The sequence below is a fragment of the Winogradskyella thalassocola genome, assembly GCF_900099995.1.
GTDB classification, from domain to species: domain Bacteria; phylum Bacteroidota; class Bacteroidia; order Flavobacteriales; family Flavobacteriaceae; genus Winogradskyella; species Winogradskyella thalassocola.
In genome coordinates, this window is record NZ_FNCZ01000009.1 from 69,830 (window position 1) to 93,373 (window position 23,544).

The 23,544-nt window shown below is 30.6% G+C and carries 20 protein-coding genes; 13 read left to right on the top strand and 7 right to left on the bottom strand.

The features are described from left to right. The first annotated feature begins 11 nt into the window (after positions 1 to 11). Together BLT80_RS16750 and BLT80_RS16755 are read left to right on the top strand one after the other, a co-directional pair. Positions 12 to 1,169 (top strand): baeRF7 domain-containing protein, encoded by a 1,158-nt coding sequence (locus tag BLT80_RS16750; RefSeq protein ID WP_092470109.1) that lies wholly within the window; start codon positions 12 to 14, stop codon positions 1,167 to 1,169. A gap of 3 nt (positions 1,170 to 1,172) precedes the next feature. Further along, on the top strand, positions 1,173 to 1,850 hold the full coding sequence (locus BLT80_RS16755) for a hypothetical protein (protein ID WP_092470111.1): 678 nt from the start codon (positions 1,173 to 1,175) through the stop codon (positions 1,848 to 1,850). A 133-nt stretch (positions 1,851 to 1,983) separates the two neighbouring features. On the opposite strand, the gene BLT80_RS16760 is transcribed toward BLT80_RS16755, so the two are convergent. Continuing rightward, positions 1,984 to 2,193, bottom strand: coding sequence for a dodecin family protein (locus tag BLT80_RS16760; protein ID WP_092470113.1), 210 nt, complete (start codon positions 2,191 to 2,193; stop codon positions 1,984 to 1,986). A gap of 177 nt (positions 2,194 to 2,370) precedes the next feature. On the opposite strand from BLT80_RS16760, the gene ppsA reads away from it, so the two are divergent. From ppsA to BLT80_RS16775, 3 genes are all read left to right on the top strand, one after another. Beyond that, positions 2,371 to 4,782: a phosphoenolpyruvate synthase gene (gene ppsA, locus BLT80_RS16765; RefSeq protein ID WP_092470115.1), complete on the top strand. Its 2,412-nt coding sequence runs from the start codon at positions 2,371 to 2,373 to the stop codon at positions 4,780 to 4,782. Between the two features lie 184 nt (positions 4,783 to 4,966). Continuing rightward, complete coding sequence (locus BLT80_RS16770) at positions 4,967 to 5,416, top strand: DUF2267 domain-containing protein (RefSeq protein WP_092470117.1); 450 nt, start codon at positions 4,967 to 4,969, stop codon at positions 5,414 to 5,416. A gap of 1,475 nt (positions 5,417 to 6,891) precedes the next feature. Further along, entirely contained in the window at positions 6,892 to 7,917 is a 1,026-nt protein-coding gene (locus BLT80_RS16775; protein WP_092470120.1) for a S1C family serine protease, read from the top strand. A 36-nt stretch (positions 7,918 to 7,953) separates the two neighbouring features. Here the strand turns inward: BLT80_RS16775 and BLT80_RS16780 are convergent, their stop codons facing one another. Then, positions 7,954 to 8,424 carry a hypothetical protein gene (locus tag BLT80_RS16780; protein WP_139181094.1) on the bottom strand — a complete coding sequence of 157 codons (471 nt, stop codon included), beginning with the start codon at positions 8,422 to 8,424 and terminating at the stop codon, positions 7,954 to 7,956. A 214-nt stretch (positions 8,425 to 8,638) separates the two neighbouring features. On the opposite strand from BLT80_RS16780, the gene BLT80_RS16785 reads away from it, so the two are divergent. Next, positions 8,639 to 8,968 (top strand): YtxH domain-containing protein, encoded by a 330-nt coding sequence (locus BLT80_RS16785; protein WP_092470124.1) that lies wholly within the window; start codon positions 8,639 to 8,641, stop codon positions 8,966 to 8,968. Positions 8,969 to 9,281: 313 nt separating this feature from the next. After that, the gene (locus BLT80_RS16790) at positions 9,282 to 9,494 is read left to right on the top strand and encodes a DUF6327 family protein (RefSeq protein ID WP_092470126.1); all 213 of its coding nucleotides are present in this window, start codon (positions 9,282 to 9,284) and stop codon (positions 9,492 to 9,494) included. 307 nt (positions 9,495 to 9,801) lie between these two features. Here BLT80_RS16790 and BLT80_RS16795 read toward each other — a convergent pair whose 3' ends face one another. From BLT80_RS16795 to BLT80_RS16805, 3 genes are read right to left on the bottom strand one after another with little or no spacing between them, the layout of a single operon-like run. After that, positions 9,802 to 10,836, bottom strand: a complete 1,035-nt coding sequence (locus BLT80_RS16795) for an AI-2E family transporter (RefSeq protein WP_092470128.1) — start codon at positions 10,834 to 10,836, stop codon at positions 9,802 to 9,804. An 11-nt stretch (positions 10,837 to 10,847) separates the two neighbouring features. After that, on the bottom strand, positions 10,848 to 11,918 hold the full coding sequence (locus BLT80_RS16800) for a response regulator (protein ID WP_092470130.1): 1,071 nt from the start codon (positions 11,916 to 11,918) through the stop codon (positions 10,848 to 10,850). Between the two features lie 36 nt (positions 11,919 to 11,954). Continuing rightward, the gene (locus BLT80_RS16805) at positions 11,955 to 15,227 is read right to left on the bottom strand and encodes a PAS domain S-box protein (RefSeq protein ID WP_092470132.1); all 3,273 of its coding nucleotides are present in this window, start codon (positions 15,225 to 15,227) and stop codon (positions 11,955 to 11,957) included. 602 nt (positions 15,228 to 15,829) lie between these two features. On the opposite strand from BLT80_RS16805, the gene BLT80_RS16810 reads away from it, so the two are divergent. The 5 genes from BLT80_RS16810 to BLT80_RS16830 all read left to right on the top strand — a co-directional run bounded on the left by BLT80_RS16810 (position 15,830) and on the right by BLT80_RS16830 (position 18,861). Next, complete coding sequence (locus BLT80_RS16810; protein WP_092470134.1) at positions 15,830 to 16,630, top strand: patatin-like phospholipase family protein; 801 nt, start codon at positions 15,830 to 15,832, stop codon at positions 16,628 to 16,630. Continuing rightward, entirely contained in the window at positions 16,627 to 16,848 is a 222-nt protein-coding gene (locus tag BLT80_RS16815) for a heavy-metal-associated domain-containing protein (protein WP_092470136.1), read from the top strand. The genes BLT80_RS16810 and BLT80_RS16815 overlap by 4 nt, the downstream gene beginning before the upstream one ends. Positions 16,849 to 16,920: 72 nt before the next feature. Next, a complete protein-coding gene (locus BLT80_RS16820) occupies positions 16,921 to 17,583 on the top strand; it encodes a YceI family protein (RefSeq protein ID WP_175455639.1) in 663 nt (220 codons plus the stop codon). 4 nt (positions 17,584 to 17,587) lie between these two features. Then, positions 17,588 to 18,223: a dienelactone hydrolase family protein gene (locus BLT80_RS16825; protein WP_092470140.1), complete on the top strand. Its 636-nt coding sequence runs from the start codon at positions 17,588 to 17,590 to the stop codon at positions 18,221 to 18,223. A 5-nt stretch (positions 18,224 to 18,228) separates the two neighbouring features. Beyond that, a complete protein-coding gene (locus tag BLT80_RS16830; RefSeq protein ID WP_092470142.1) occupies positions 18,229 to 18,861 on the top strand; it encodes a phosphoribosyltransferase in 633 nt (210 codons plus the stop codon). Between the two features lie 111 nt (positions 18,862 to 18,972). Here BLT80_RS16830 and BLT80_RS16835 read toward each other — a convergent pair whose 3' ends face one another. Continuing rightward, the gene (locus BLT80_RS16835) at positions 18,973 to 20,103 is read right to left on the bottom strand and encodes a T9SS type A sorting domain-containing protein (protein WP_175455640.1); all 1,131 of its coding nucleotides are present in this window, start codon (positions 20,101 to 20,103) and stop codon (positions 18,973 to 18,975) included. Between the two features lie 332 nt (positions 20,104 to 20,435). Beyond that, complete coding sequence (locus BLT80_RS16840; protein WP_092470146.1) at positions 20,436 to 22,379, bottom strand: erythromycin esterase family protein; 1,944 nt, start codon at positions 22,377 to 22,379, stop codon at positions 20,436 to 20,438. Between the two features lie 122 nt (positions 22,380 to 22,501). Here BLT80_RS16840 and BLT80_RS16845 point away from each other — a divergent pair, with 122 nt between their 5' ends. Beyond that, positions 22,502 to 23,539, top strand: a complete 1,038-nt coding sequence (locus BLT80_RS16845) for a glycoside hydrolase family 130 protein (protein WP_092470148.1) — start codon at positions 22,502 to 22,504, stop codon at positions 23,537 to 23,539. Positions 23,540 to 23,544 lie beyond the last annotated feature (5 nt).

Below are 23,544 nucleotides of genomic sequence, written 5' to 3' on the forward strand. Positions count from 1 at the left end.
TCCGAAATATCATGACTTTACTATCTAAAAAAGAAATAGCCAACTTACATCATATCCATCAAGAAAATTGTATTTCAATTTTTATACCTACACACAGATTAGGAAAAGAAGTACTACAAGAGGAGGATTCTTTATCCTTAAAAATACAATTACAACATGTAAAAAAAAAATTAGCAAAAAAGGGAATTCATAAAACCACTATTGATACTATTACGGCACCAGTTCAGAAATTAATAGATGACAATTTGTTTTGGAGGCAACAATCCGATGGTTTAGCTATTTATATAGCCGAAAATTATTTTCAAAAATTTACACTCCCTATTTATTTTGAAGCCTATAATTATATCTCAAATTCATTTTACCTAAAACCTTTGATGCCACTTTTTGTTGATGATGGTCGTTTTTATTTAATGACATTAGAATTAGGTAAGGTTAAATTATATGAATGTACTCAGCATAGTATTACCGAAATTATTATCGATGATTTAATACCTAAAAATCAACAAGACATTGTTGGTTATGATTACGAAGAAAAAAATCTGCAATTTAGAACACTGCAAGCTGGTAGAGGGCAAGCAATGTTCTATGGGCAAGAAGCTGCTACAGGAAAAAGAAAAAATGAAATCAAAACATATTTCAGAGCTATTAATGATGGTCTTAAACCAATCTTAAAAGATGAAAACATCCCCTTAGTTGTAGCATCTCAAGACTATCTTTTTGATATTTACAAAAGCGTAAATACATACTCAAATTTCTCTAACAAAAACATCAATAATCATCTTAAAGCCAAAGATATTTTAGATGTACATGAGATAGCTTGGGAAGCTATATCCACTACTTTTGACCAAGAAAGAAAAGATAAAATAACACGTTTCTTAGAAGCACAAGGCACAGGAAAAACAGCTATTGAAATAGAAATAATATTACCTAGTGCTTTTGAAGGAAAAGTTGATACATTATTCTGTGAAAATTTAGAAGATATATTTGGGATATATAAATTAGAAAACGACATCATAACTATTACCGAAACTGAAGAAAATGATACAACGATCTCATTGATGAATCTGGCAGCCATAAAAACATTTTTAAATGGTGGTTCTGTTTATTTGATAGACAAAGTAGAGATGCCTAATCCAAATTCAAAAATCAATGCGCTTTTTAGATATTAAAAAATGAAGCAGTATAAATTTATAGCATTTGCCGTATGCTTAACCTTCTTTTGGTCTTGTGAGCCTTCTGTGGTTTTTTCAGAACCTCAGCCTAATGGTATTGCTCCCTTAACATTAATTCCCAAACATTTTCAAGGCATCTATTGGTGTGAAAATGACAGTGTAAGTTTGCGTGTTCATAAAAATCTTATTTATAAAAGTAAACTATTTGATGTAACATTTACGCAACAAGAAATAGAAGATACAGAAGATATTAAAATAGAGAACGAACAATTAGTTATAAAGGGCTTAAATGAATCCTTCCCTGCCATCGAAAAAAATGGAATTATTTATTCTACAATAAATCTAAAAGACACACTTTTTTCAAATCGTATTTCCAAACATGTTTTAAAACAGTTTAAAGGGCATTTAATTCTGAATAATCAAATAAAGGATAATCATTGGGAAGTGAAAATTATGAGCTTAAAACCAGAAGGCTCTCTTATCATTTCAAAAGTAAATTATCCAGAAAACCTTGCAGCACTAGAAACCATTACTACTGTAAAAATAATTGAAAAAAGAGAAAGAGAACAGATTTTGGTTTCGCCAACCAAAACTGAGTTTGCCCAGATTTTGGATAAAAAATTAATTTTTATTGACAATTGTCAGGAGTTTAGGCCCATTATCTTATTGAAAAAATAGATGCAGATTATTTGTAGCATTTCCTCTTAGTTATTATATCTAATAAAATAATAAAAGAAGAGATTCCTAAAAGCAAAGACCCTCAATCTTTTGCGCACTTTCAGGAATCCTCTTCAACCCTAACTAATACTAATTATTCTGTATCCATTATTCCAAAACACACTTTAGTAGTTACCCGATATTGAACAACGGCATTGTTTTTTACCGTAGCCTGCATATCTTTTACATAAACAGATTTAATATTTTTTACACTTTTTGAGGCTTCTGTAACTACATTTTTAACCGCATCATCAAAACTCACTGTAGAGTTTCCTAAGACTTCAATTACTTTTAATACTGACATAACTTATGTTTTTTTTATTGTTAATACTATCACGAAAATAATTTGAGATGCACTATCTAGAAATGACCTAGGTCAATCTCACATTTTTTTAATTTTATTAGAGTGACGAGGGTCATTTCATAAAATAGATACAACCACTATTTTTAAGAATTATGAATCCAATATATTAAAGAAACTATGGAATCTCGTATTAAAAAATTCAGTGAAATTGGTATAAAAGATGTTTGTACTGTAGGAGGTAAAAACGCATCTTTAGGCGAAATGTATAATAAGTTAACTTCAAAAGGTGTTTCTATACCTAATGGCTTTGCTACTACATCCTATGCTTTTTGGGAGTTTTTAAAAGAAAATAAAATTGAAACACCTCTAAAACAATTGCTAACAAAGCTTAATAGAAAAGACTATTCCAATCTAGAAACTATTGGAGAACAAGCACGAAAATATATTCTAAATGGTACTTTTTCATCTGCGTTTTCCAAAGACATAAAGAAATCTTATACTAGTTTATGTGGCAAGGACTTAAAAGAAGTGGCAGTTAGAAGTAGTGCCACTGCTGAGGATCTTCCAGATGCTAGTTTTGCAGGACAGCACGAAACGTATTTAAATATTAAAGGCGAGGATGAATTACTAGAAGCTGTAAAAAAATGTTATGCATCCTTATATACCAATCGTGCTATAAAATATCGTGAAGACAAAGGTTTTAAACATCATACTATTGCTTTATCTGTTGGTATGCAACTTATGGTACGCTCAGATAAAGGCTGTTCTGGTGTAGGTTTCACCATAGAACCAGAGTCTGGTTTTGAGAATGTTATTGTATTATCTGGTGTTTGGGGATTGGGAGAAAACATTGTACAAGGCACTGTAAATCCGGATGAATTTTATGTCTTTAAACCTAGTTTGAAACAAGGTAAATATCCTATTATTCAGAAAAAAATGGGAGACAAAAAACTATCAATGATATACGCAAATAAAACGCAAGAGCAAAGTATTGTTAATTCAAACACACCAAAAAATAAACAACAACAATTTGTACTAACCGATAAGGAAATTATAAAACTTTCAAATTGGGCAAAATTGATAGAAGATCATTATCAAAAACCTATGGACATAGAATGGGCAAAAGATGGCATTACAAATCAGTTATTTATCACTCAAGCACGTCCAGAAACGGTACACCAAACTCGAAATAAAAATAGTCTTATTGAATACAAACTCTTAGAAAAAGGGACCATTCTATCCCAAGGAAATGCCATTGGCTCTAAAATTAAAGTTGGAAAAGCTTGTTTTTTAAAATCCCCTAAAAACGTCGGTTCTTTGGTACCAAATACAATAATAATTACTGACACAATTACGCCAGATTGGGATCCACTACTAAAGCAAGTCTCTGGTATTGTAACTAACAAAGGAGGTAGAACTAGTCATGCAGCCATCGTCGCACGAGAGTTAGGTGTACCTGCCATTGTGGGCTGTGGAGATGCCACAAAGACTATTATAGACGGCACTATAATTACTATATCCTGTGCTCAGGGAAAAACGGGATATATTTATAAGGGAGAACTCTCTTTTGAAGAAAAAGAGATAGATTTTCAAAACATTAAAATGCCAAAAACGGAGGTGAAAATGATTCTCGCTGATCCTGAAAATGCCTTTCCCCTATCCTTTTATCCTAATGATGGTGTGGGATTATTACGAATGGAGTTCATTATAACTCATAATGTTAAGATTCATCCTATGGCATTAGTAAAATTTGATCAACTAACAGATATCTCGTTAAAAAAAGAAATTACAACAATCACTGAAACTTATAAAGACAAAAAAGAATATTTCGTAGATAAACTATCACAAGGAATCGCAACCATTGTAGCTGCTTTTTATCCAAAAGAAGTGATTGTGCGCTTAAGTGATTTTAAAACTAATGAATATGCCAATTTAATAGGAGGAAAAGATTTTGAGCCTCATGAAGAAAACCCAATGTTGGGCTTTAGAGGTGCATCACGCTATTATAATGATTTATATAAAGCAGGTTTTGCGCTAGAATGTGAAGCTATTAAAAAAGTAAGAGAACAAATGGGACTCATAAATCTAAAAGTTATGATTCCGTTTTGTAGAACCTTAAATGAAGGTAAAAAAGTAATAGCTACAATGGCCGAAAACGGGTTGAAGCAAAGTGAAAATGGATTGGAAATCTATACCATGGTTGAAATTCCGAGCAATGTGATTTTAGCTGAAAAATTTGCCGAAATATTTGATGGGTTTTCTATTGGCTCAAACGACCTAACACAACTTACATTAGGTATTGATAGAGATTCAGAACTCATGGGAAAACTATTTGATGAAAACGATGCCGCTGCAAAACAAATGATTAAAATGGCGATCCAATCAGCTATAAAAACGCAGACTAAAATAGGCTTGTGCGGACAAGCACCAAGTGATTTCCCAGAATTTGCCGCCTTTTTAGTTAACGAAGGTATTGATAGCATTTCATTTAATCCAGATGCTTTATTACAAGGTATTGAAAATATTAATAAAGCAGAAGAAAGTTTGAAAGTCGCTAACAAAGCCAATGACTTTATTTTTTATAAATAAAGTTATTGGCTACTGACGTGTATCATTTTGAAATTGAAAAGGTTTTGGTTCCTTTGATAGTAATTCAAATTTCGCTGTAATGCATATTTCATAATCACTATTAACCTATTTATTAAAATAATTTAACTCAATACTATTTAAAAATAGCTAATTCGAATATACATTTAACCTAAAAACAGATACTATGTCACTAAATTTTAATCAATACGCAGCAGAAGGAAATACGTTTCTAAAGGAATATGCCAAAGAGCTATGCCTTTCTGAAGACCCAGATAGAGCTGGTCGTGTACTTAGTTCTATTTTACATGGCTTACGTTCTATAATCTCAGTTGAAGAATCCTTACAACTTATAGCCCAGCTTCCTATGTTTTTAAAAGCAGTTTATGTAAATGGCTGGTCTATTAAAACAAATAAAAAAAGAATAAAAGATGTGGAAGGTTTTATAGATCTCATTAGGTCGTTTGATGGCAAAACATCTTTGTATGATTTTGAATCAGATGAAATCGCCGAAGATTATATATACTCAACATTCTTAGTTTTAAGAAGATATATCTCTAGTGGCGAGCTGGATGATATAAGAGGAGAATTACCCAAACGATTAAAAGGTCTTATTTTCGAGCACATATTTGTTTAGAATTAATAAAATATTTCAAACAATTCATCTAGACAAACGTAAAGCCTTTGAAAATGAGTAATAAATAATCTTTAGGGCAAATTTGTAAATTAATTAATAAAAATTATTCAGACTGATCTGGGTCAGTTCATACTCTAAAAAGCAGTTGTAAATTAGCATTATAATTAATAAGATAGTTCTTTGAAAACATAAAAAATAGGGTCTTGGTGCAGCAATACAACAATGGCCTTAGGTGCAAAACTGTACTTGAAAGCTTTAAACGTATTGTGTTGACTTTGTAAAAGAAGTGAATGCAAAATCAGATTAAGTCTATTAAGAACATTGTGCACCAGTAATCTGGGACATTTAGTTGTCCCAGATTATTTAAAACATTGGTTATCAACTACTGTAAAGTAAGTGTAACCAGTATGAAGCGATTGAATTTGTTTTACTAAAATTGATCTTTTAAAATTCCAGAAATGGAAGGTTTGATTGGTTGGTTAGACGTACAGATAAAATGAATCGTTTCAACAGGAAACTGGAAGTTTAGGCTTCCAGTTTCTATTTTAAAAAATATTACTCAGACTGACCTAGGTCAGTTTATACTCTAAAAAGCAGTTGTAAATTAGCAGTATAATTAATAAGATAGTTCTTTGAAAACATAAAAAACAGGGTCTTGGTGTAGCAATACAACAATGGCCTTAGGTGCAAAACTGTACTTGAAAGCTTTAAACGTATTGTGTTGACTTTGTAAAAGAAGTGTATGCAAGATGACTAAGACTGTAAAGAACATTGTGCACCAGTAATCTGGGACATTTAGTTGTCCCAGATTATTTAAAACATTGGTTGTCAACTACTGTAAAGTAAGTGCAACTAGTTTGAAGCGATTGAATTTGTTTTACTAAAATTAATCTTTTAAAAAATCCAGAAATGGAAGGTTTGATTGGTTGGTTAGACGTACAGATAAAATGAATCGTCTCAACAGGAAACTGGAAGTTTAGGCTTCCAGTTTCTATTTTAAAAAATATTACTCAGACTGACCTGGGTCAGTTTATACTCTAAAAAGCAGTTGTAAATTAGCAGTATAATTAATAAGATAGTTCTTTGAAAACATAAAAAATAGGGTCTTGTTGTAGCAATGCAACAGAGACTTTAGGTGTTCAACTGTGCTTGATAGCTTTAAGCCTATTGTTTTTACTTTGAAGAAGTGAATGCAAAATCAGATTAAGTCTATTAAGAACATTGTGCACCAGTAATCTGGGACATTTAGTTGTCCCAGGTTACTTTAAGTATTGGTTAACAAATACCATAAAACAACTATAACCTATATGGAGCGATTGAAATTATTTATTACTACAACTAATATATTCTAATGTTAGAAAAAGAGTATTTTTAGTGTAGGTATAAATAAAAATAGTCACTTCATTAGAAAACGGGAAGCCTTGGCTTCCCGTTTTTGATTTAGAACATATTCTAAATGTATCAAACTAATAATAATGAACAAACTATGTCTTTCTCTATTACTCTTATTTACTGTTATTGTAAATTCACAAAATCTTTCCGAACTTTATAATGACGTAAAGTCGTCTGTAGTAGTCATCAATATTATTACTGTTGAATCAAGAAAAGTTAATGATGATTTAAATTTACTAGCAAAAGCCACTCAAGGATCTGGTGTTTTAATATCTGAAGATGGTCTAATTTGGACCGCAGCCCATGTGGTGCAATCTGCGGAATTAGTTCAGGTAGAATTTTTAGATGGTGAACTCTTTGAAGCTGATGTTTTGTCATCAAACCCATTAGCGGATGTTGCATTAATTAAAATTAAAGGTGAATTTCACTTAAAGAACAAAAAAGTCGCAAAAATTGGAAATTCTGATATGCAAAACATTGGTGATGATATTTTTGTGATTGGCGCACCATTTGGCATTAAACAAACTTTATCTAAAGGAATTATTAGTGGTAAACATTATTTAGATCCTTCAAATAGCAGTTTAGCGAATGTTGAATTTCTTCAAACGGATGCTGCAATTAATCACGGAAATTCTGGAGGTCCAATGTTTAATATGAAAGGGGAAATTATAGGAATTACTAGCAGAATTCATAGTGAATCTGGTAGTTTTAATGGGCTTGCATTTGCTATCTCTTCTAATACAGCAAAAAAAACATTAATGGATGAACCTAATTTATGGACAGGAATGAATTCTATATTGGTAACCGGAAATGTCGCTAAAGCTCTAAATATACCTCAAGAATCTGGATTGCTAGTACTTAGTTTATCATCTAAAGGAGCAGCTAGTAAAATAGGTCTTAGAGGTGGTTTTATTGAAGCTACTATTGATGGTGTAAAACTCTTAATTGGTGGTGATATTATTTTAAATTTTATTGATGTAAATTTTAGCCAATCCAACTTCAAAAACCTAATTAAAACAAAAATGGATACTTACAAAAAAGGAGATAATCTTTCTATGACTATTTTAAGGCATGGAAAAATAATTAGCCTAGAATTTATAAAGGAATAACTTGAATTTGTTTACGCTTTAAAATCATTTTCAACATTAAAGAAAATTCAATTCACTTTTGTCTCCTCTTAAAATTAACAAATAACAACCGCTATTCAACATTTTTAAAGACATTGTTGCTTGTGCTTCACTACCACCAATTCCTCTAAAAATTCCGTAAGAACCAGAAGATAATGTCGCTAAAGATTTCCCGTTAATTTTATGAAGAAATATTGTCATTAAATATCCTACAACAAATACAGATCCGCTTTCTGGATTATAATAAGAACCAAAATTTACAGTCTTACCCATTAAATCCTGCCAATATAACTTAATAATACTATTATCCATTGAATACATAATATCTTTATCCATACAAAATTGGTTCACTTTCCCTAAAATAGAAAGATGAAAAAGATTGGTGTTTGCTTCTTTTAAATCTTTCAAAGCATTTTCTAATTGCCGTAGATCTTTATAGGCTTTAAAAGATACTTGTTTTTGCTCTGTGTTGAGGTTATTTGACATCATTATTTTAATATAGTTGGTATAATACCTAACAAAACTAAGTTAAGTCCTTTAAGGCCTATTGTAAATGATGTAGGTCAATCTAAGAAAACCAAACGCAATTTGATATGTTAAAACCGTAAATAAAACTTTAACAACTGATCTGTATCATTTTAGAAAAGGCAATCGCTAATTATCTTTATAGTATATAAAAAATAACAACTTAAATAATTACACCATGGAAAATAATAATGGAAATCTATTTATATCCTTTGTAACTGGCACAGCCATTGGTGCAGGTCTAGGTATTCTATTTGCACCATTTAAAGGTAGCGAAACTAGAGAAAAAATAAAACATACAGTAGCAGATACTACACACGATATTTCTAATCGTTTAAAACAAGCTAAAGACGAACTTACTAAAACTGCTCATGAAAAAAAGGAAGCTTTTGATAAAAAATTAGATGAGACTGTTTCTAACATGAGTTATAAAGCAGAAGATTTAATTACATCCTTAGAAGCTAAACTTGAAGGTCTTAAGAAAAAAAATGCACAACTGCATAAATAAAGACTTACATGACTTTTGATCAATTTAAAGAAACGATTAAAGAATGTAGATGCACATAGTTATTTAAAATACTTAAGAGGTTAGTAACTAGTTTTTTTCAAACTGCATTTGTAGGATCACTCTTGTTACTAGCCTTATTTGTTTTATCTATTGCAATATCTTATGTCATAAGACAAACATTGGGAAGCACCTGGCTCGGGTTTGTAATTGTAAGCGTGTTCTTAATGCTTTTAGCCCTACTCTCTTATAAAATTCGGAAAAAACTAAACAAACCAATAATCAGGTTTTACTCTTCACATTAGTTTAATAAATTATGATACTCAAATACTACAATTCTTTTGAAGAAATTGACACACATCTCAACATACTAAAACTACAAAAGTCCATAGAAAAAGAGCTGTTGATTTATAATTACCATAAAGCGAAATATTTGCCTTATCCAAAACATATTGCATTAGAAATTGGTGACATTCTTCAAGAAAAGATTATCAAGATACTTCTAAATCGCTATTATTGGATATTTTGACTAATACCAACTGAGATTTAATACAAGTATATAGCATAATAACCTGTAGATTACATATTCAGTTTACAAAACAAAAGTTCTAGGCATAAATTTCCTAAAACATAATTAAATTTTGCTGTTTAATTGGTAAATTAATGTTCCAAAATTTTTCAGAAGTAAAAATAAAATGCACTTACCACATTGTCTTAAACCTATTTAACGGCATAACATTAGCGTTTGCATTATACGAACTCATGCTTGAGGATTATTGAAACCCAAAAGACTATCTGTTTTTTTAGAATGAATTTACTATGATTAATTATCATCATTAAACGTCGTCAGTGCTATATTCCGATAACTTTCCATATTCAGCCTTATAAATCTTAATCAATCCTAAAAAAACACTTACCAATAGAGGACCAAAAATCACTCCAATAAACCCAAATAAAGGAATACCTACAAGTACTCCAAAAAGTGTAATCAATGGATGCACATCATCTAGTTTTTTGAGAATATATAACCTTAAAAGGTTATCTGTAGCACCAACGACTACGGTACCATAAGTTAAAATTCCCCAAGCCTGAAAAGAATTACCATAAGATAAAGCAAGTAAAAATACTGGTACAATTCCTATCGATATACCAACAAAAGGAATTAGCGAACCAATAGTTGTAATTGCAAACCAAAATAGCGCATCTTCAATACCAAAAATCACAAACCCAATAAGCGCAATAAAACCTTGTGCTAAAGCAACTAAAGGAATACCAATAGCATTAGATTTCACCATGGATTGTACCTCGCCACTAATTTCATCAATATTCTTAGAACTCATAGGAATAAAATCAGTAAAAGCCTGCCTTAGTTTTTTAAAGCTAATTAGCATAAAATAGAGCATAAAGTACATAATACTGATAGCTATAAATAGATTAAAAGTACTGCCTGCCATATTCTGTATACGCTCCGTTAAAAAAGTGGTAACTGATTGTGTATCGATCTGAGAATTAATGTCTATTCCTATTTCAGTTTCCAGATTTCCCATTAAATCTTTAAGAGCATTAATTACTTTTTCGCTATTACGAGCTATGTCAGAAATTTTTTCACCTAACAATAATCCAAAACCAATAAGAGGAATTAGAATAACAAAAAAAGAACCTATCATTAATGTAGCAGCAGCTAGTGCAGGTTTCCAGCAGTAATGAAACACTAATTTTTTCATTATACTTTTTAATAAAATGTAAAATGTAATTGCGCCTAAAACACCTGTTAAATAAGGAAGTATTTCGTAAAAAATTAAACTACCAGTAAATATAATTAATAGTAACACAAAAATTTGACGGATTATTTTAGGCTCAATATGTGTCATACAATGTAGGTTTAACCAAACAGGGCAATATCCTCAAGGGTTTCTTTGTCGTCTATCACTATTTTTCTAGCATGGCCAATGGTTATTAAACCTTCATTCTTAAATTCGGTGAGCATACGAATGGCCGTTTCTGTAGCTGTACCAATAAGACCCGCAAAATCCTCTCTACTAATACTTATACCATTGTTTTCGTTATTTAGTAAAATAGACTTGTTATGTATGTCTAATAAAGTTTTAGCCACACGTTGTCTTACAGTTCCAAAAGCCACGTTAATTAGTTGTTCTTGTACTTCTACTAAATTATTTGATATTATACTAACAAACTTATTGGCAACATCTTTATTGGTGTGCAAAAGGGTTGTAAAATCCGATTTCGGAATTTCGTACAGTTCTGCATCTTCAAGTATTGCTGCAGATTCTATATAGCTCCCATGGTCTGACAATAATGATAACTGGCCAACAAAATGACCAGCGCTGCACAAGCCTGTAACAAACTCTTTACCCTTTTCGGTGGTTTTATAAGTCTTTACTGCTCCACGTTGTATAAAATATAAATAATTAGCCCTATTGTTTTCCCTATAGAGTACAAATCCCTTACTATGTTTTTGCGGTGAATAATCTCTAGATAAATGGTCTAAATCCAAATAGTTAGATGCTGCTTTTATAAATTGTCTAACGCCTTCAATCGAAGGAGAATAGTGCTGCTTTAAAAAATCGTGTTTTTTCAAACGACATTCTATAGCTTCTAACAATTCTTTTTCACTAAACGGCTTGGTTAAATAATCGTCTGCACCTAGATTCATGCCTTTTCGCATGTCTATTTTTTCTGTCTTAGCTGTGAGAAAAATAAATGGAATACTAGCTGTATTGGTGTTTTTGTTTAAATCTTGTAACACTTCATAACCGTCTAATTCTGGCATCATAATATCGCACACAATAACATCAGGAAGTAAATGCTTTGCCTTTTCTACACCTACTTTTCCATTTTCGGCTGTTACAGTGCTATAACCTGCAAGTTCTAGAATGTCTGCTGTATTTTCACGAACAATCTCATTGTCTTCTATAATCAGTACTTTTTTCATCGAAAATTATATTTTTATTCCCAAATTATTGAGACCTCATTCATTATTATTAATGGGCAATTCAACGCAAAACGTGGTGCCTTCATTTAGTTTACTTTCAAAACTAATAGTTCCACCCATTAGCTCGGTATAGTGCTTCGCTATATTTAATCCTAGACCTGTTCCTTCTATATTTATAGCATTATTTGCTCTAAAAAAACGATTAAACAATTGGTCTTGTTCTTCCTGAGGAATCCCAATACCGCTATCTTTAATTTCTATTAATACTTTATCTTTGTTTTTATCTATTTTTATATTTATAATTGAATTTACTACGGAGTATTTTGATGCGTTAGATATGAGATTTGTAATTATTCGACGAAGTAATTTAGCATCTAGATTTACAATTAAATGCAACAGACTTGAATTAAAACTGATTTGCTGTTCTTTTTTCAGAGTCACTTTACTTTCATTAATCAATATTTTAACAAAATGGATAATTTCGAAGTGTTCTTTTACAGCTTTTGTTTTACCCTCTTCTAATTTACTTAATGAGAGAAAATCGTTTAAAATAGTGATAAGGTGATTTACATTCTGTTCAATTTGTAATACGTATTTTTCTCTTTTCACCTCTGTTCCATATCCATTTTGTTTGCGTATTAAAATCGCAGAAGTTAGTATAGCACTTAAAGGAGTTCTAAATTCGTGGGATGCTGTAGATATAAAACGAGATTTTAGTTGATTTAATTCTTGCTCTTTTTTTAGTGCATTTTGTATTCTAAATTCAATTTCCTTTTGCTCTGAAATATCGTTGTAAACCATTAAGGCATTAGTTACTTGGTTGTTCTCATCAAATAATGGAGCAGTGTTTACTGAGAAGTATCTGTTTTTATATTCAAGTTCAAACGAGAGATGGATTCCGGAGAGAGTTTTAAAAATGTATTCACTTATAATTTTTTTTCGTTCTTCAGCAAAAAATGAAAGATCATCTAAATTCATGCCTTCAAAGACAAGTGATTTAAAACCAAGTTGATCCAACGCTTCCCCTTCGGCTAAGACCAATTGAAAATCTTTATTTATAACAACAATTAAGCCTTTTGGAAAATTTTTTGCAATTGCTGTGGTAATTGATTTACTAATGATAGTCTCACTTTCTGCTTGTTTGGCAATCTGTATTTGATCTTTGAGATTAAGATTAGTAACAACCAACTCTTTCACAGTTGCCATAACTTCCTCTGTACGTTCCTTTACTTTTTCTTCTAATTTTTGAGCGTATATTTCTAACTGCTTTTTGCCTTCTTTTAGTACAATTAAATTATTATGTTTCTCAATGGCAATACTTGCTAGATAAGTCATATCTAAAAGCATTTCTTTTTCGTTAGCAAAAGGTTTTCTTGCTAATGAGCTATAAAAACTTAATACTCCTAGTACGTCATCAATAGATGACATAATGGGGAATGACCAACAAGCTTTTAAACCATTTTTTAAAGCCATATGTTTATAACCTTCACAATAGACGTTAGTTTCTATATCAGAGGCAATAACTTCTCTTTTTAAAAACGTTGCAGCACCAAACGTACCTGCTTTTGGACTAATAACAGTACCATCAATAAAATTACAGAATGTTTTTGGTAAATTTGGTGCCACTAATATGTGTAATGTTTTATCTACTTTATCTAATATGGAAATAGAACCCATACAATCTTTAAGATATATTTCTGCTGTATCAATAATTTTTTTCGTTATCGATTTTAAAGGCTTGTCTTGAGCTATTAATTCTAGTATTTTTTGAATTCTATCTTTAAGATCTACTGCCCTAACCTTATTTGTAACATCATTTTGAACACCTATGAAATGGGTTAATTTATTTTTATTGTTACGAACTGGTGTAATAGTAACATCATTCCAAAAAAGTGTCCCATCTTTTCTATAATTTCTCAGTACAACACGACAGGCTTTTCCCCCTGCAATGGCCTTTTTCATAACATTAATCTCTACTTGATCTCTATCATCTTTTTGCAAAAAATTACAGTTTTTACCATATACCTCTTTTTTACTATAGCCTGTAATTTTTTCAAAAGCATCATTACAGTAAATAATTGGTGTATTTCTTTTTTGCGCATCTGAAATTATTATACTATTGCTTGCAGAAGCCAAGGCATTATTTTTTATATTAAGTTGTTCATCCTTTTCTCTTTCTTTTGTAACATCTCTAACAATGGTTAAAAGTTTATTGTCGTTCATATGAACCACACGGGCTTCATAATGTTCAATTCCTTTTTTACCTTCAATACTATATTCTGCTATCTGTAAGTTTCCAGAGGCTAGCAAATCTTTGTAGGATGTTTTAATTTTTTTATATACAGATATAGGTAATACATCCTTCATATTCAAACCAATGAATTTTTCAGGCCCTGTAAATAATTTTTTAGAATTCTTTGCATACCAATCAAGATAGTTGCCTTGATGATCTTGAATAAACATCATATCTGGTATGGCATCTAACAATGCTCTCATTTTAACTTCATTAGTCTTTATGGTAAATTCCTGCTCTTTATATGCAGTTATATCTGTAATAAATCCTACTAAATCGATTCCATTATTTTCTTGGTTATATACAGCTTCCCCTTTTACCCAAACATATTTTATACTGCCATTTTTATGTTGAATGCGATGCTTACAGTCAAAAGTTTTTTTTTGTTTTACGGCAGTTTGTATGTGTTCCCAAACGTTATTGCAATCTGCTTCTATAATGAGCTGACCGTAATTTATATTCGCGTTTTTAAAATCATTAAATGGATGTCCTGTAATTTCTAAACAACCTTCACTAATATAGTGCATGGTATAATCTTTATTATTTTTACAGCGAAACAAAATACCTTTGATATTACTAATTAATGAATCAAATTTTTGATTACTTTCTATTAACTTATCATTAGTTTGCTTAATTTCTAGAAGATTTTCAGTTCGATTGGTTACATCTCGCAAAAAAGTGATGATTAAATTTTTACCATCAATTATCGAAGAAGTTAACTTGATTTCTAAATTAAATTCTTTTCCATCATTTTTGACCCCTAATATTTCAAAATTTTTATTAGTCCTTGTTTTTTTTAAGTTTATTATGTATTTTATAAGTTGTTCTCTATTTTTACTTGTTATTAAAGTATCTAAACTCCTACCTAATAAATCATCAGAGTCAATACCAAACAGATTTTCGCATGCAGGATTTGCTAGTAAAATAGTCGCGGTGTTATCTACCACTAAAACACCTTCAGATGTTAATTGGAACATACTTTGAAAAAGACTTTCATTTTGTAGACTACCTATCATTTATTGCTTATAATTAAGTTGGTTATAATGCATTTTTAACTCAGAACTGGCTGTATTACAATTTTCGGAAAAGACTTTGTAAATTACGGTTGTATAAATGAGATAAGCAGTTCTTTAATTAAACAACCTAAATATCATTTGAGTTTTTTTGTGCTAAATGCAACTCTCACACCAAAACTATTTTCAATAGCATTTGTGACTAAAAATTGTGTTGTATTTTTTTCTATAATTTGTTTTTATTAATAAATGTCATTAAATTTTTTCCAAGTGAACTAATTGAGAATGTTTAATCTACATACAATAAAAACTCGCCAATTAGTTGTAATAAAAAATATCTATTATAAAATTAACCTTTTTTAAAACCACTTAATATGATATATATCAGAATCTTACAACCAATATCATATAAATAGATATGATAAATAAATAAGTACAAAAAAAATGTCTTCATATTATAAGAAAAACAAAGTTATCCAATGAAAAAATGAAATTAGGTTAATCTTATTTTTGATTAAATGATCACGGTCATTTCAAGAACATTTATTAAGCCATAACTTCAGTAATTATAATCAAAATCAGTTTTTTAATATTTTTATATAGCAATGAATAGCGAGACTATAGGTTTAGTACTTTCTGGAGGTGGTATGCGAGGCGTAGCACATGTTGGTGCTATAAAAGCCTTAGAAGAACATAACATTTACCCAACACATATAGCAGGTACAAGTACTGGTGCCATTGTAGGTGGATTATATGCTTATGGCTATACATGTGATGAGATGATGCAATTTTTTAAAACCGTACAAATTTTGGACTACAAAAAATATGCACTCAACAAACCAGGCTTTATAGATAGTGGAAAGTATTACAGTTTTTTCAAGAAAAAATTTCCAGAAGACAGTTTTAGTGTACTAAAAAAGAAACTATTTATTACTGCTACAAATATTACTGATGGTAAACTTGAAACCTTTAGTGAGGGTGAACTTATAAAACCGATTTTAGCTTCTTCTGCTTTTCCTGGATTGTTTTCTCCTGTTAAAATTAAGGACAAGTTATATATTGATGGTGGTGTGCTTAATAATTTCCCTTTAGAACTTATTAGAAAAGATTGTGACACTTTAATCGGTGTGTATTTAAATCTCTTTGAAACTGCTTCTATCAGTGATTTTAAACACTTTTATAACATTATTGAACGTGCTATAAACATTAGAATAGCCAAAAGTGATGAAAAAAAATTTATACACTTTGACGTCGTAATTGCACCAAAAAACTTGACGCATTATGGCTTATTCGATAAAAAAAACATTGATGCTATTTATAAAATAGGTTATAGCAACATGAATAAAACATTAATAAACAACACTTTAAATATTAAAAAACAAGAACCTTCAATATTACAACTATGAGAAAAACAGTACACATACAAAATCTCATCTGTGAAACTTGTGCAAAAACTATTACAAGCAAACTTACAGAATTACAACATATTAGTGATGTAGATGTTGACTTAGAAAAGGAAACTGTAAGCTTTAACTTTTTTACAAAACATGATTTTGAACATGCTAAGCACACCCTAGAAATGCTGGGCTATCCGATACTTGGACATGATAATATTTTAAACTAGTAACTATAACAAAGAAAAAATAACACAAAGATGACCTCTTTAAAACTGTTCTTAAAAGGAATCAAGTGCTTTATGAATCTTATTATAATGAAACGTCTCTCTAAATATCTTATGTATCTGCTCATGGTATATGGAATGATTACTTGCAACAATTCAGACAAAAAACTACCGAATACGACCTCTAACCAAATCCAATTTTCGGACCAACAGCTATACACCATTGATAATTCTGGAATTTCAATTTTATGGACAGCTCATAAATTCACTAATATAGTTGATGTTTCAGGGACTTTTAACACCTATATATTTGAAAGTAAAAAGACCTCTGGCACTGTTGAAAACATCTTGAATAAATCAAAATTATCAATACCTACGGCAACTGTAAACTCAAGCAATCCAATACGAGATTTTAAATTAGACACTTATTTTTTTAAAGCGTTTAACACTTCAAAAATAATAGGCACAATTACAAAAGCGAAAGAAAATGAAGGCATTATAGATTTAAAAATGAATCATACTTCCAAAAAAATTCCATTTACCTATGCTATTGAAAAAGATACCATAAGGCTTTTTACCAATTTGGATCTAACCTATTGGAAAGGAGAAGAAGCCCTTAAAACACTTAATACGGAATGTTATGAGCTTCATAAAGGGACTGATGGTATTTCAAAATTATGGACAGATGTGGATGTCGTTATTAAAATACCTGCACATAAAACACTTATAATAAATTAAAATTATGAAATATAAAGATATAAGTATCCCAATAAATAACACAATCTTAAAAGGACGACTGCATATAGCAGAAAACCAAAAAGGACTTGTTATTTTTTCTCACGGAAGTGGTAGTAGTAGAATGAGTAGCAGAAATAATTTTGTTGCAGATTTACTGTTAAAGGAAGGCTTTTCTTCGTTATTATTTGATTTATTAACGGAAGCAGAAGATACTATTTATGAAAATAGGTTTAACATTGATTTACTTGCTGAACGATTGGTGGCAACTACAAAATGGATAACCAAACAAAAGGACATGCAAAATGTACCTATTGGTTTTTTTGGTGCAAGTACTGGTGCGGCTTCTGCATTAAAGGCAACACCATTTTTAGGAACAAGGATAAAAGCCATTGTGTCTAGAGGTGGTAGACCAGATATGGCCATAACTATTTTAGATAAAATAAAGAGCCCAACCCTTTTAATTGTTGGCGGTAACGATGGTGTCGTTATTGATTTAAACAAAAAAGCCTACTCCAAACTTTTAGGCATTAAAAAAATAGAGATTATTGAAGGTGCAACCCATTTATTTTCTGAAGCAGGAAAATTAGAAGCTGTAGCAAAATTAACCTGTAATTGGTTTAATAAATATTTAAAAAACTAAACATCATGGTATTTAAAGATAGAATTGAAGCCGCTTATTTATTAGCGGACCAACTGGAAACCTACAAAGAAAAGAATGCTCTAATTTTGGCTATCCCAAGAGGTGGAGTGCCTATGGGATATATTTTAGCAAAACAGCTGCATTTACCTTTAGAAGTGGTACTTTCTAAAAAAATAGGGCATCCATTGCATAAAGAATTTGCTATTGGTGCCGTAACCTTAAAAAGCCTAGTTTTAAGTGAAGCCGCTAAAGAAGTCTCTAAAAATTATATTGAGGAAGAAACTAAAAAAAATAGAACTTTGCTTTCCAAACGCTATCAAGATTATTATGGTAATAAAAAACCGCAAGAACTTAAAGATAAAATCTTAATTATTGTAGATGATGGTATTGCTACAGGTAATACTATTATATCTACTATTGAAATGTTACATGATGAGCAACCAAAAAAAATTGTGGTTGCTATTCCGGTATCATCTAAAAGTGCTTTACAAAAACTAAAAAACACACCATTTATTAACGAAGTTATTTGTCTATCAATACCCGAAAATTTTAGAGCTGTAGGTCAGTTTTACAAAAATTTCGATCAAGTTGATGATACCGAAGTTAAAACATATCTCAATAAGAAAACCACAAGTTAAAACTTATTTAACGAACCTCAAACACTTACAAAAATCACAAAGACAAGATGTTCTTAAAACAAAAATAATTCTCAACAAGTACCTATTGCATTACTTGCTGAGAATTGATGATTAATGCTTTACAACCAATTTTTTAATATGTACAGAATTATTATAAAATAGCTTTATAATATAAATTCCATTTGAAAGGTTAGTTAAATCAATTATATCATGTTCTTGCTTTATTAATTTTGAACATAATTCTCTTCCATTAGTATCATAAATAAAAACATCTAAATTATAATTTGAATTAATGTGAATTCTATTTGAAGCAGGATTAGGATATATCCGTAAATTTATTAATTCGCCTACTTCAGTAATAGCTAATGGTAAACAAGAATAGGTTCTTGTATCTCTAATTGTATTTAACCATGTATTATTATCGAGCCAATCTTGCGAAATCATTTCCGTTGGGTTTCCGTCAATACTATTTGTTATTAAAATTCTAGAATCGATTTCATAAGTAGTACCATTCCAGTCTTCCTCTTCTATTTCTATTAAATAATCATTTCCGTCATAGTAAAATATTTCACGATATTCATTTTCCCAATTGAACCCATCCCAATCTTGAGACTCTAACGTAGCAATTAAACAATTAGCATAAGAATAGACTTCACGAGCATCGTTTTCCCAACTTGTCCCATTCCAATCTTGAATTTCAATGGTTGAAATAAAAAAAACTGAACAAGAATACACCTCATAAGAATACACTTCTCGCTCATCATTTTCCCAAGAATTTGAAGACGTCACCCACTCTTCAGTAATGCTGTTTATTAGAAGGTTTTCTGAGCCAGAATAAGTCGAAGTTTTCTTCTCTGATTGCTGCCATGTATTATTTACCCAAACAGAAGTTAGTAATTCTGTTAAGTTACCTCCTGAATATGTATAATCCTCTTTGAATAAATTGTTCCAAGAATTTGTATTAGAATTCCAAAGTTGTGCAATCATTAAAATTGGCTGATTATTATCATTATAACTAGTGGTAATAAATATTGAATTAATAAGAACGCCTCCGAGATCTACTTGTTGTAATGTTTCAATGGGAAAACAATCTTCATTAAACGTATTGCTTGTTCTAGACGACAAATTCCAATTTGTTCCATCCCAAGAATCAATTTCCCAAGTTTCGGGAACTGCGAAGGATTGCTGCTGTGCGTAAAAGTTCGAAAATGTAAATAATAGTAATAAAGTAATTTTTTTCATAACATAATATTTTATGGTTAATTGAAAATTCAAATAATACATTAACATGTATAAACTATCGGATATTAATTTTCACGTTTTAATTTAATTTTAATCAATAGTTTCAATAAAAATAGCCGTAGTAATACATTTTTAAAATGATGTGAGTCAGTTTGCTTGTGATTAAACATAATGACCTAAATCATTGATTTTTAGTTTTGAATCATCTTTATCCTTTAATATTTATTGAGAGTAATGCTAGTATAGAGTTATAAAAACCTATAACATACAGAAAATATAAGTTTGTACAAATACAACAGTTTTAATAGCTAGAATTAATAAATTGAAATTATTTATTTGTCTATTCTGCCAAATGGATGCATGTATTTTAGCTCAGGCTTTTCTGTTTTTATTTTAAGTGGTGTTATAGCTTTTGTTTTATTGAACCATATATACTCATCAAATTGAGATGGTAAAACAGTTTTAAAGTAATGGCTCATCAATTCTGTTTCTGATCTATAAACAACGCCAATAGCGCGTTCTAACCTTGGTGTGCTTAATAATTCCCTCAAGTTTTTTTCTGAATATTGTTCTCTTAAAGGCAATGTAAAATTAGTAACGTTAGTTTTATGACATAAATGTTCGTAGCTTTCTGCTAAAGAATTATTAATAGGCATAACTTGCATTGCATCTCCCCAGTTTTTAGCTGCAGCAACGGTTCCTGTATGGGTTCCAAAACCAATATTATAAGATTTAGATTCAAAATGTTCCTTGCATAAATGCCCAATATTTATTTCTCCTCTCGCGTACATTTCTGTAGCCAAAGCATTTCCTATATGCGAATTATGCGCCCAAACAACCGCTTTTGAGTCTTTACCATGATAAGATAGTAATGATTTTAAGGTATAAAACATGTGAAAATCACGCAAGTTCCAAGATTCTGCGCTACCATAGTACATAGCTTTGTAATACCGCTCTGCGTCAACCACAACTGTCGCATTTTGGTAGGCATAAAAATAGGCTTGAGAATGGTTGAGTTTATTTTTGTTTTTTAACAAATCAAACAACATTTTTAGCACGGCTTTCTCACAGCTCTCTAATTTCTGATTTTTTACTAATTTACCATATACGGTAGGATTTGACATATAAGGCATAATACACGAATAACGCAATTTTGCAAGTGCTGCTAAGTCTGAATCAATCTCTTCAAGATAATTAATAACTAAATCAATAGAGTTTTCTAATCCATATAAATCAAGGCCATAAAAACCTATTGTATTATTATGTTTAGTATTGTTTTTTTTAAGCCATTCTACAAAATCGAGTACTTCCCTATTTTTCCACATCCATTCAGGAAAACGTGCAAAAGGCATCCAATCTTGAGATTGGTATTGGTTTCTTACATAATTGTTAATCTGCTCTGCATCGGACCAATCTGCTTCTGCACAAACAAGGTTAAACCCTTTTTTTTCTATTAATGCTTTTGTGATTTCTTGCCGCATGGCATAAAACTCTGACGTTCCATGTGAGGCTTCTCCTAATAACACCACTTTAGCATCACCTATACGCTCTAACAATCCATCTATTGGGAATTTTTTAATCGTTTTAAAAGGAATGGAACTAATACCTATTTCGTCTATAATTTCATTTTCAGGATACATCTTAGTCCCAATTTTAGGAATCAGTTTTGGCTTTGGAATAAAATAGTTATCTCGTAGAGCCTTTGTGATAAAATCGGTTTCAGAAGTGCGTTCTATAATTTCTAGCATAACGTGTGCCCAATCTGGTCCAACTGGAGCCAGTAATTTAGCACCTATGTTTAATTGTTGTTTTATGGTATTAGGAACTTCTTTAAATTCTGAAGCACTTAAGATAGCATTAAATGGGCCTTTTGTTTTCCAACCGTTCACAAGTTTCCCAGTTTTTATATGCACATTCGTAACCTCTATATTCTTTAAGACTTCTAATGCCCATTCTGCATAAGTTTTAGTAGTTTCTACGGTGTATACCTCCTTATAAATCTTAGAAAGTGCTGCCAAAATATAAACAGAATCTACTCCAATAACCAAAATTTTCTCTTCCTCTTTAACTTCCAATTGCTCTAACATTCTGGCAACTACAATAACTCTAGGTTCTGTTTTCTCGATGGCTTTTTCAATTCTGATATCTTCATAAAAATAAGGATGTAGGTTTTCTGATAAAAAAAACGCTTCAGGAATATCTTGAAAGGCCTCAATAAGCAATGAATTTCTTATGCCTTTATCTTTTAATTGTTCTTCAATACTAATCTCCTTCATCTTTATATTTATTTAAAAATAGACTGTTAAATATAGTACCAATGAAACAGTTTTGAAATGACCTAGATCATTTTAGCGGTTATTAAATAAAGTTAATTTCATCAAAAATCCAATGCATTATAATGACTTTAGTAACTAAACATGGTATTATTCTCGAAAAGACGAATAATAGCTTTGAAAATTTAGGAGTTTTTAATCCTGCTGCAATTCAAGAAGGAAATACCGTGCATTTATTATATCGTGCTGTTAGAAATGGAAATTTCTCTACCATAGGTTATAGCAAATTAGAAGGTCCTTTAAAAGTTATTAAGCGCTATAATGAGCCTATCTTTTTCTCAGAAACTCCAGAAGAATTTCAAGGTGTGGAAGATCCTAGAATTACAAAAATTGATGATACCTATTATCTTTCGTATGCTGCTTATGACAGTATTAACGTTTTTGGTGCATATGCTACTTCAAAAGATTTAAAAAGCTTTGAACGACAAGGTATTATTACACCCAAATTTACCTTTGAAGAATATTCAGAGCTTATTAAAAATAATTATGAAAAAATAAGTATCCATCATACACTTTTCTATGATTTATATTGTCGGTATAAGCTTGAGCGATTAATGAAAGGAAAAATATATGTTTGGGACAAGAACATTATCTTTTTTCCGAAGAAAATAAATGGAAAATTTGCCGTATTCCACAGACTTTTTCCCTCTATTCAAATCTTATATTTCAATGACCCTTCTGAGTTAACGGTAGCATTTTGGGAGACCTACATTTCAAATTTAAGACAACATATTGTATTACAACCAAAATATAAACACGAAAGTAGCCATATCGGTGGTGGATGTCCTCCTATTGAGACTGATTTAGGCTGGTTGGTTATATACCACAGTGTAGAAAACCATACAAAACACTTAATTTATCATGCCTCTGCAGTTTTATTAGACTTGAATGATCCTAGAAAAGTACTAGGAAGACTTAATAAACCTTTGTTCTCTCCTACTGAAAGTTATGAAAAAGTAGGCTACGTAAACAATGTAGTATTCCCAACAGGAACAGCTCTTTTTGATGATGAGCTTTATATTTATTATGGCGCAGCAGATAGTTGCGTAGCAGTGGCATCCGTTAATATTAATACACTATTAGATGAACTGAAAAATCAATAAAAACA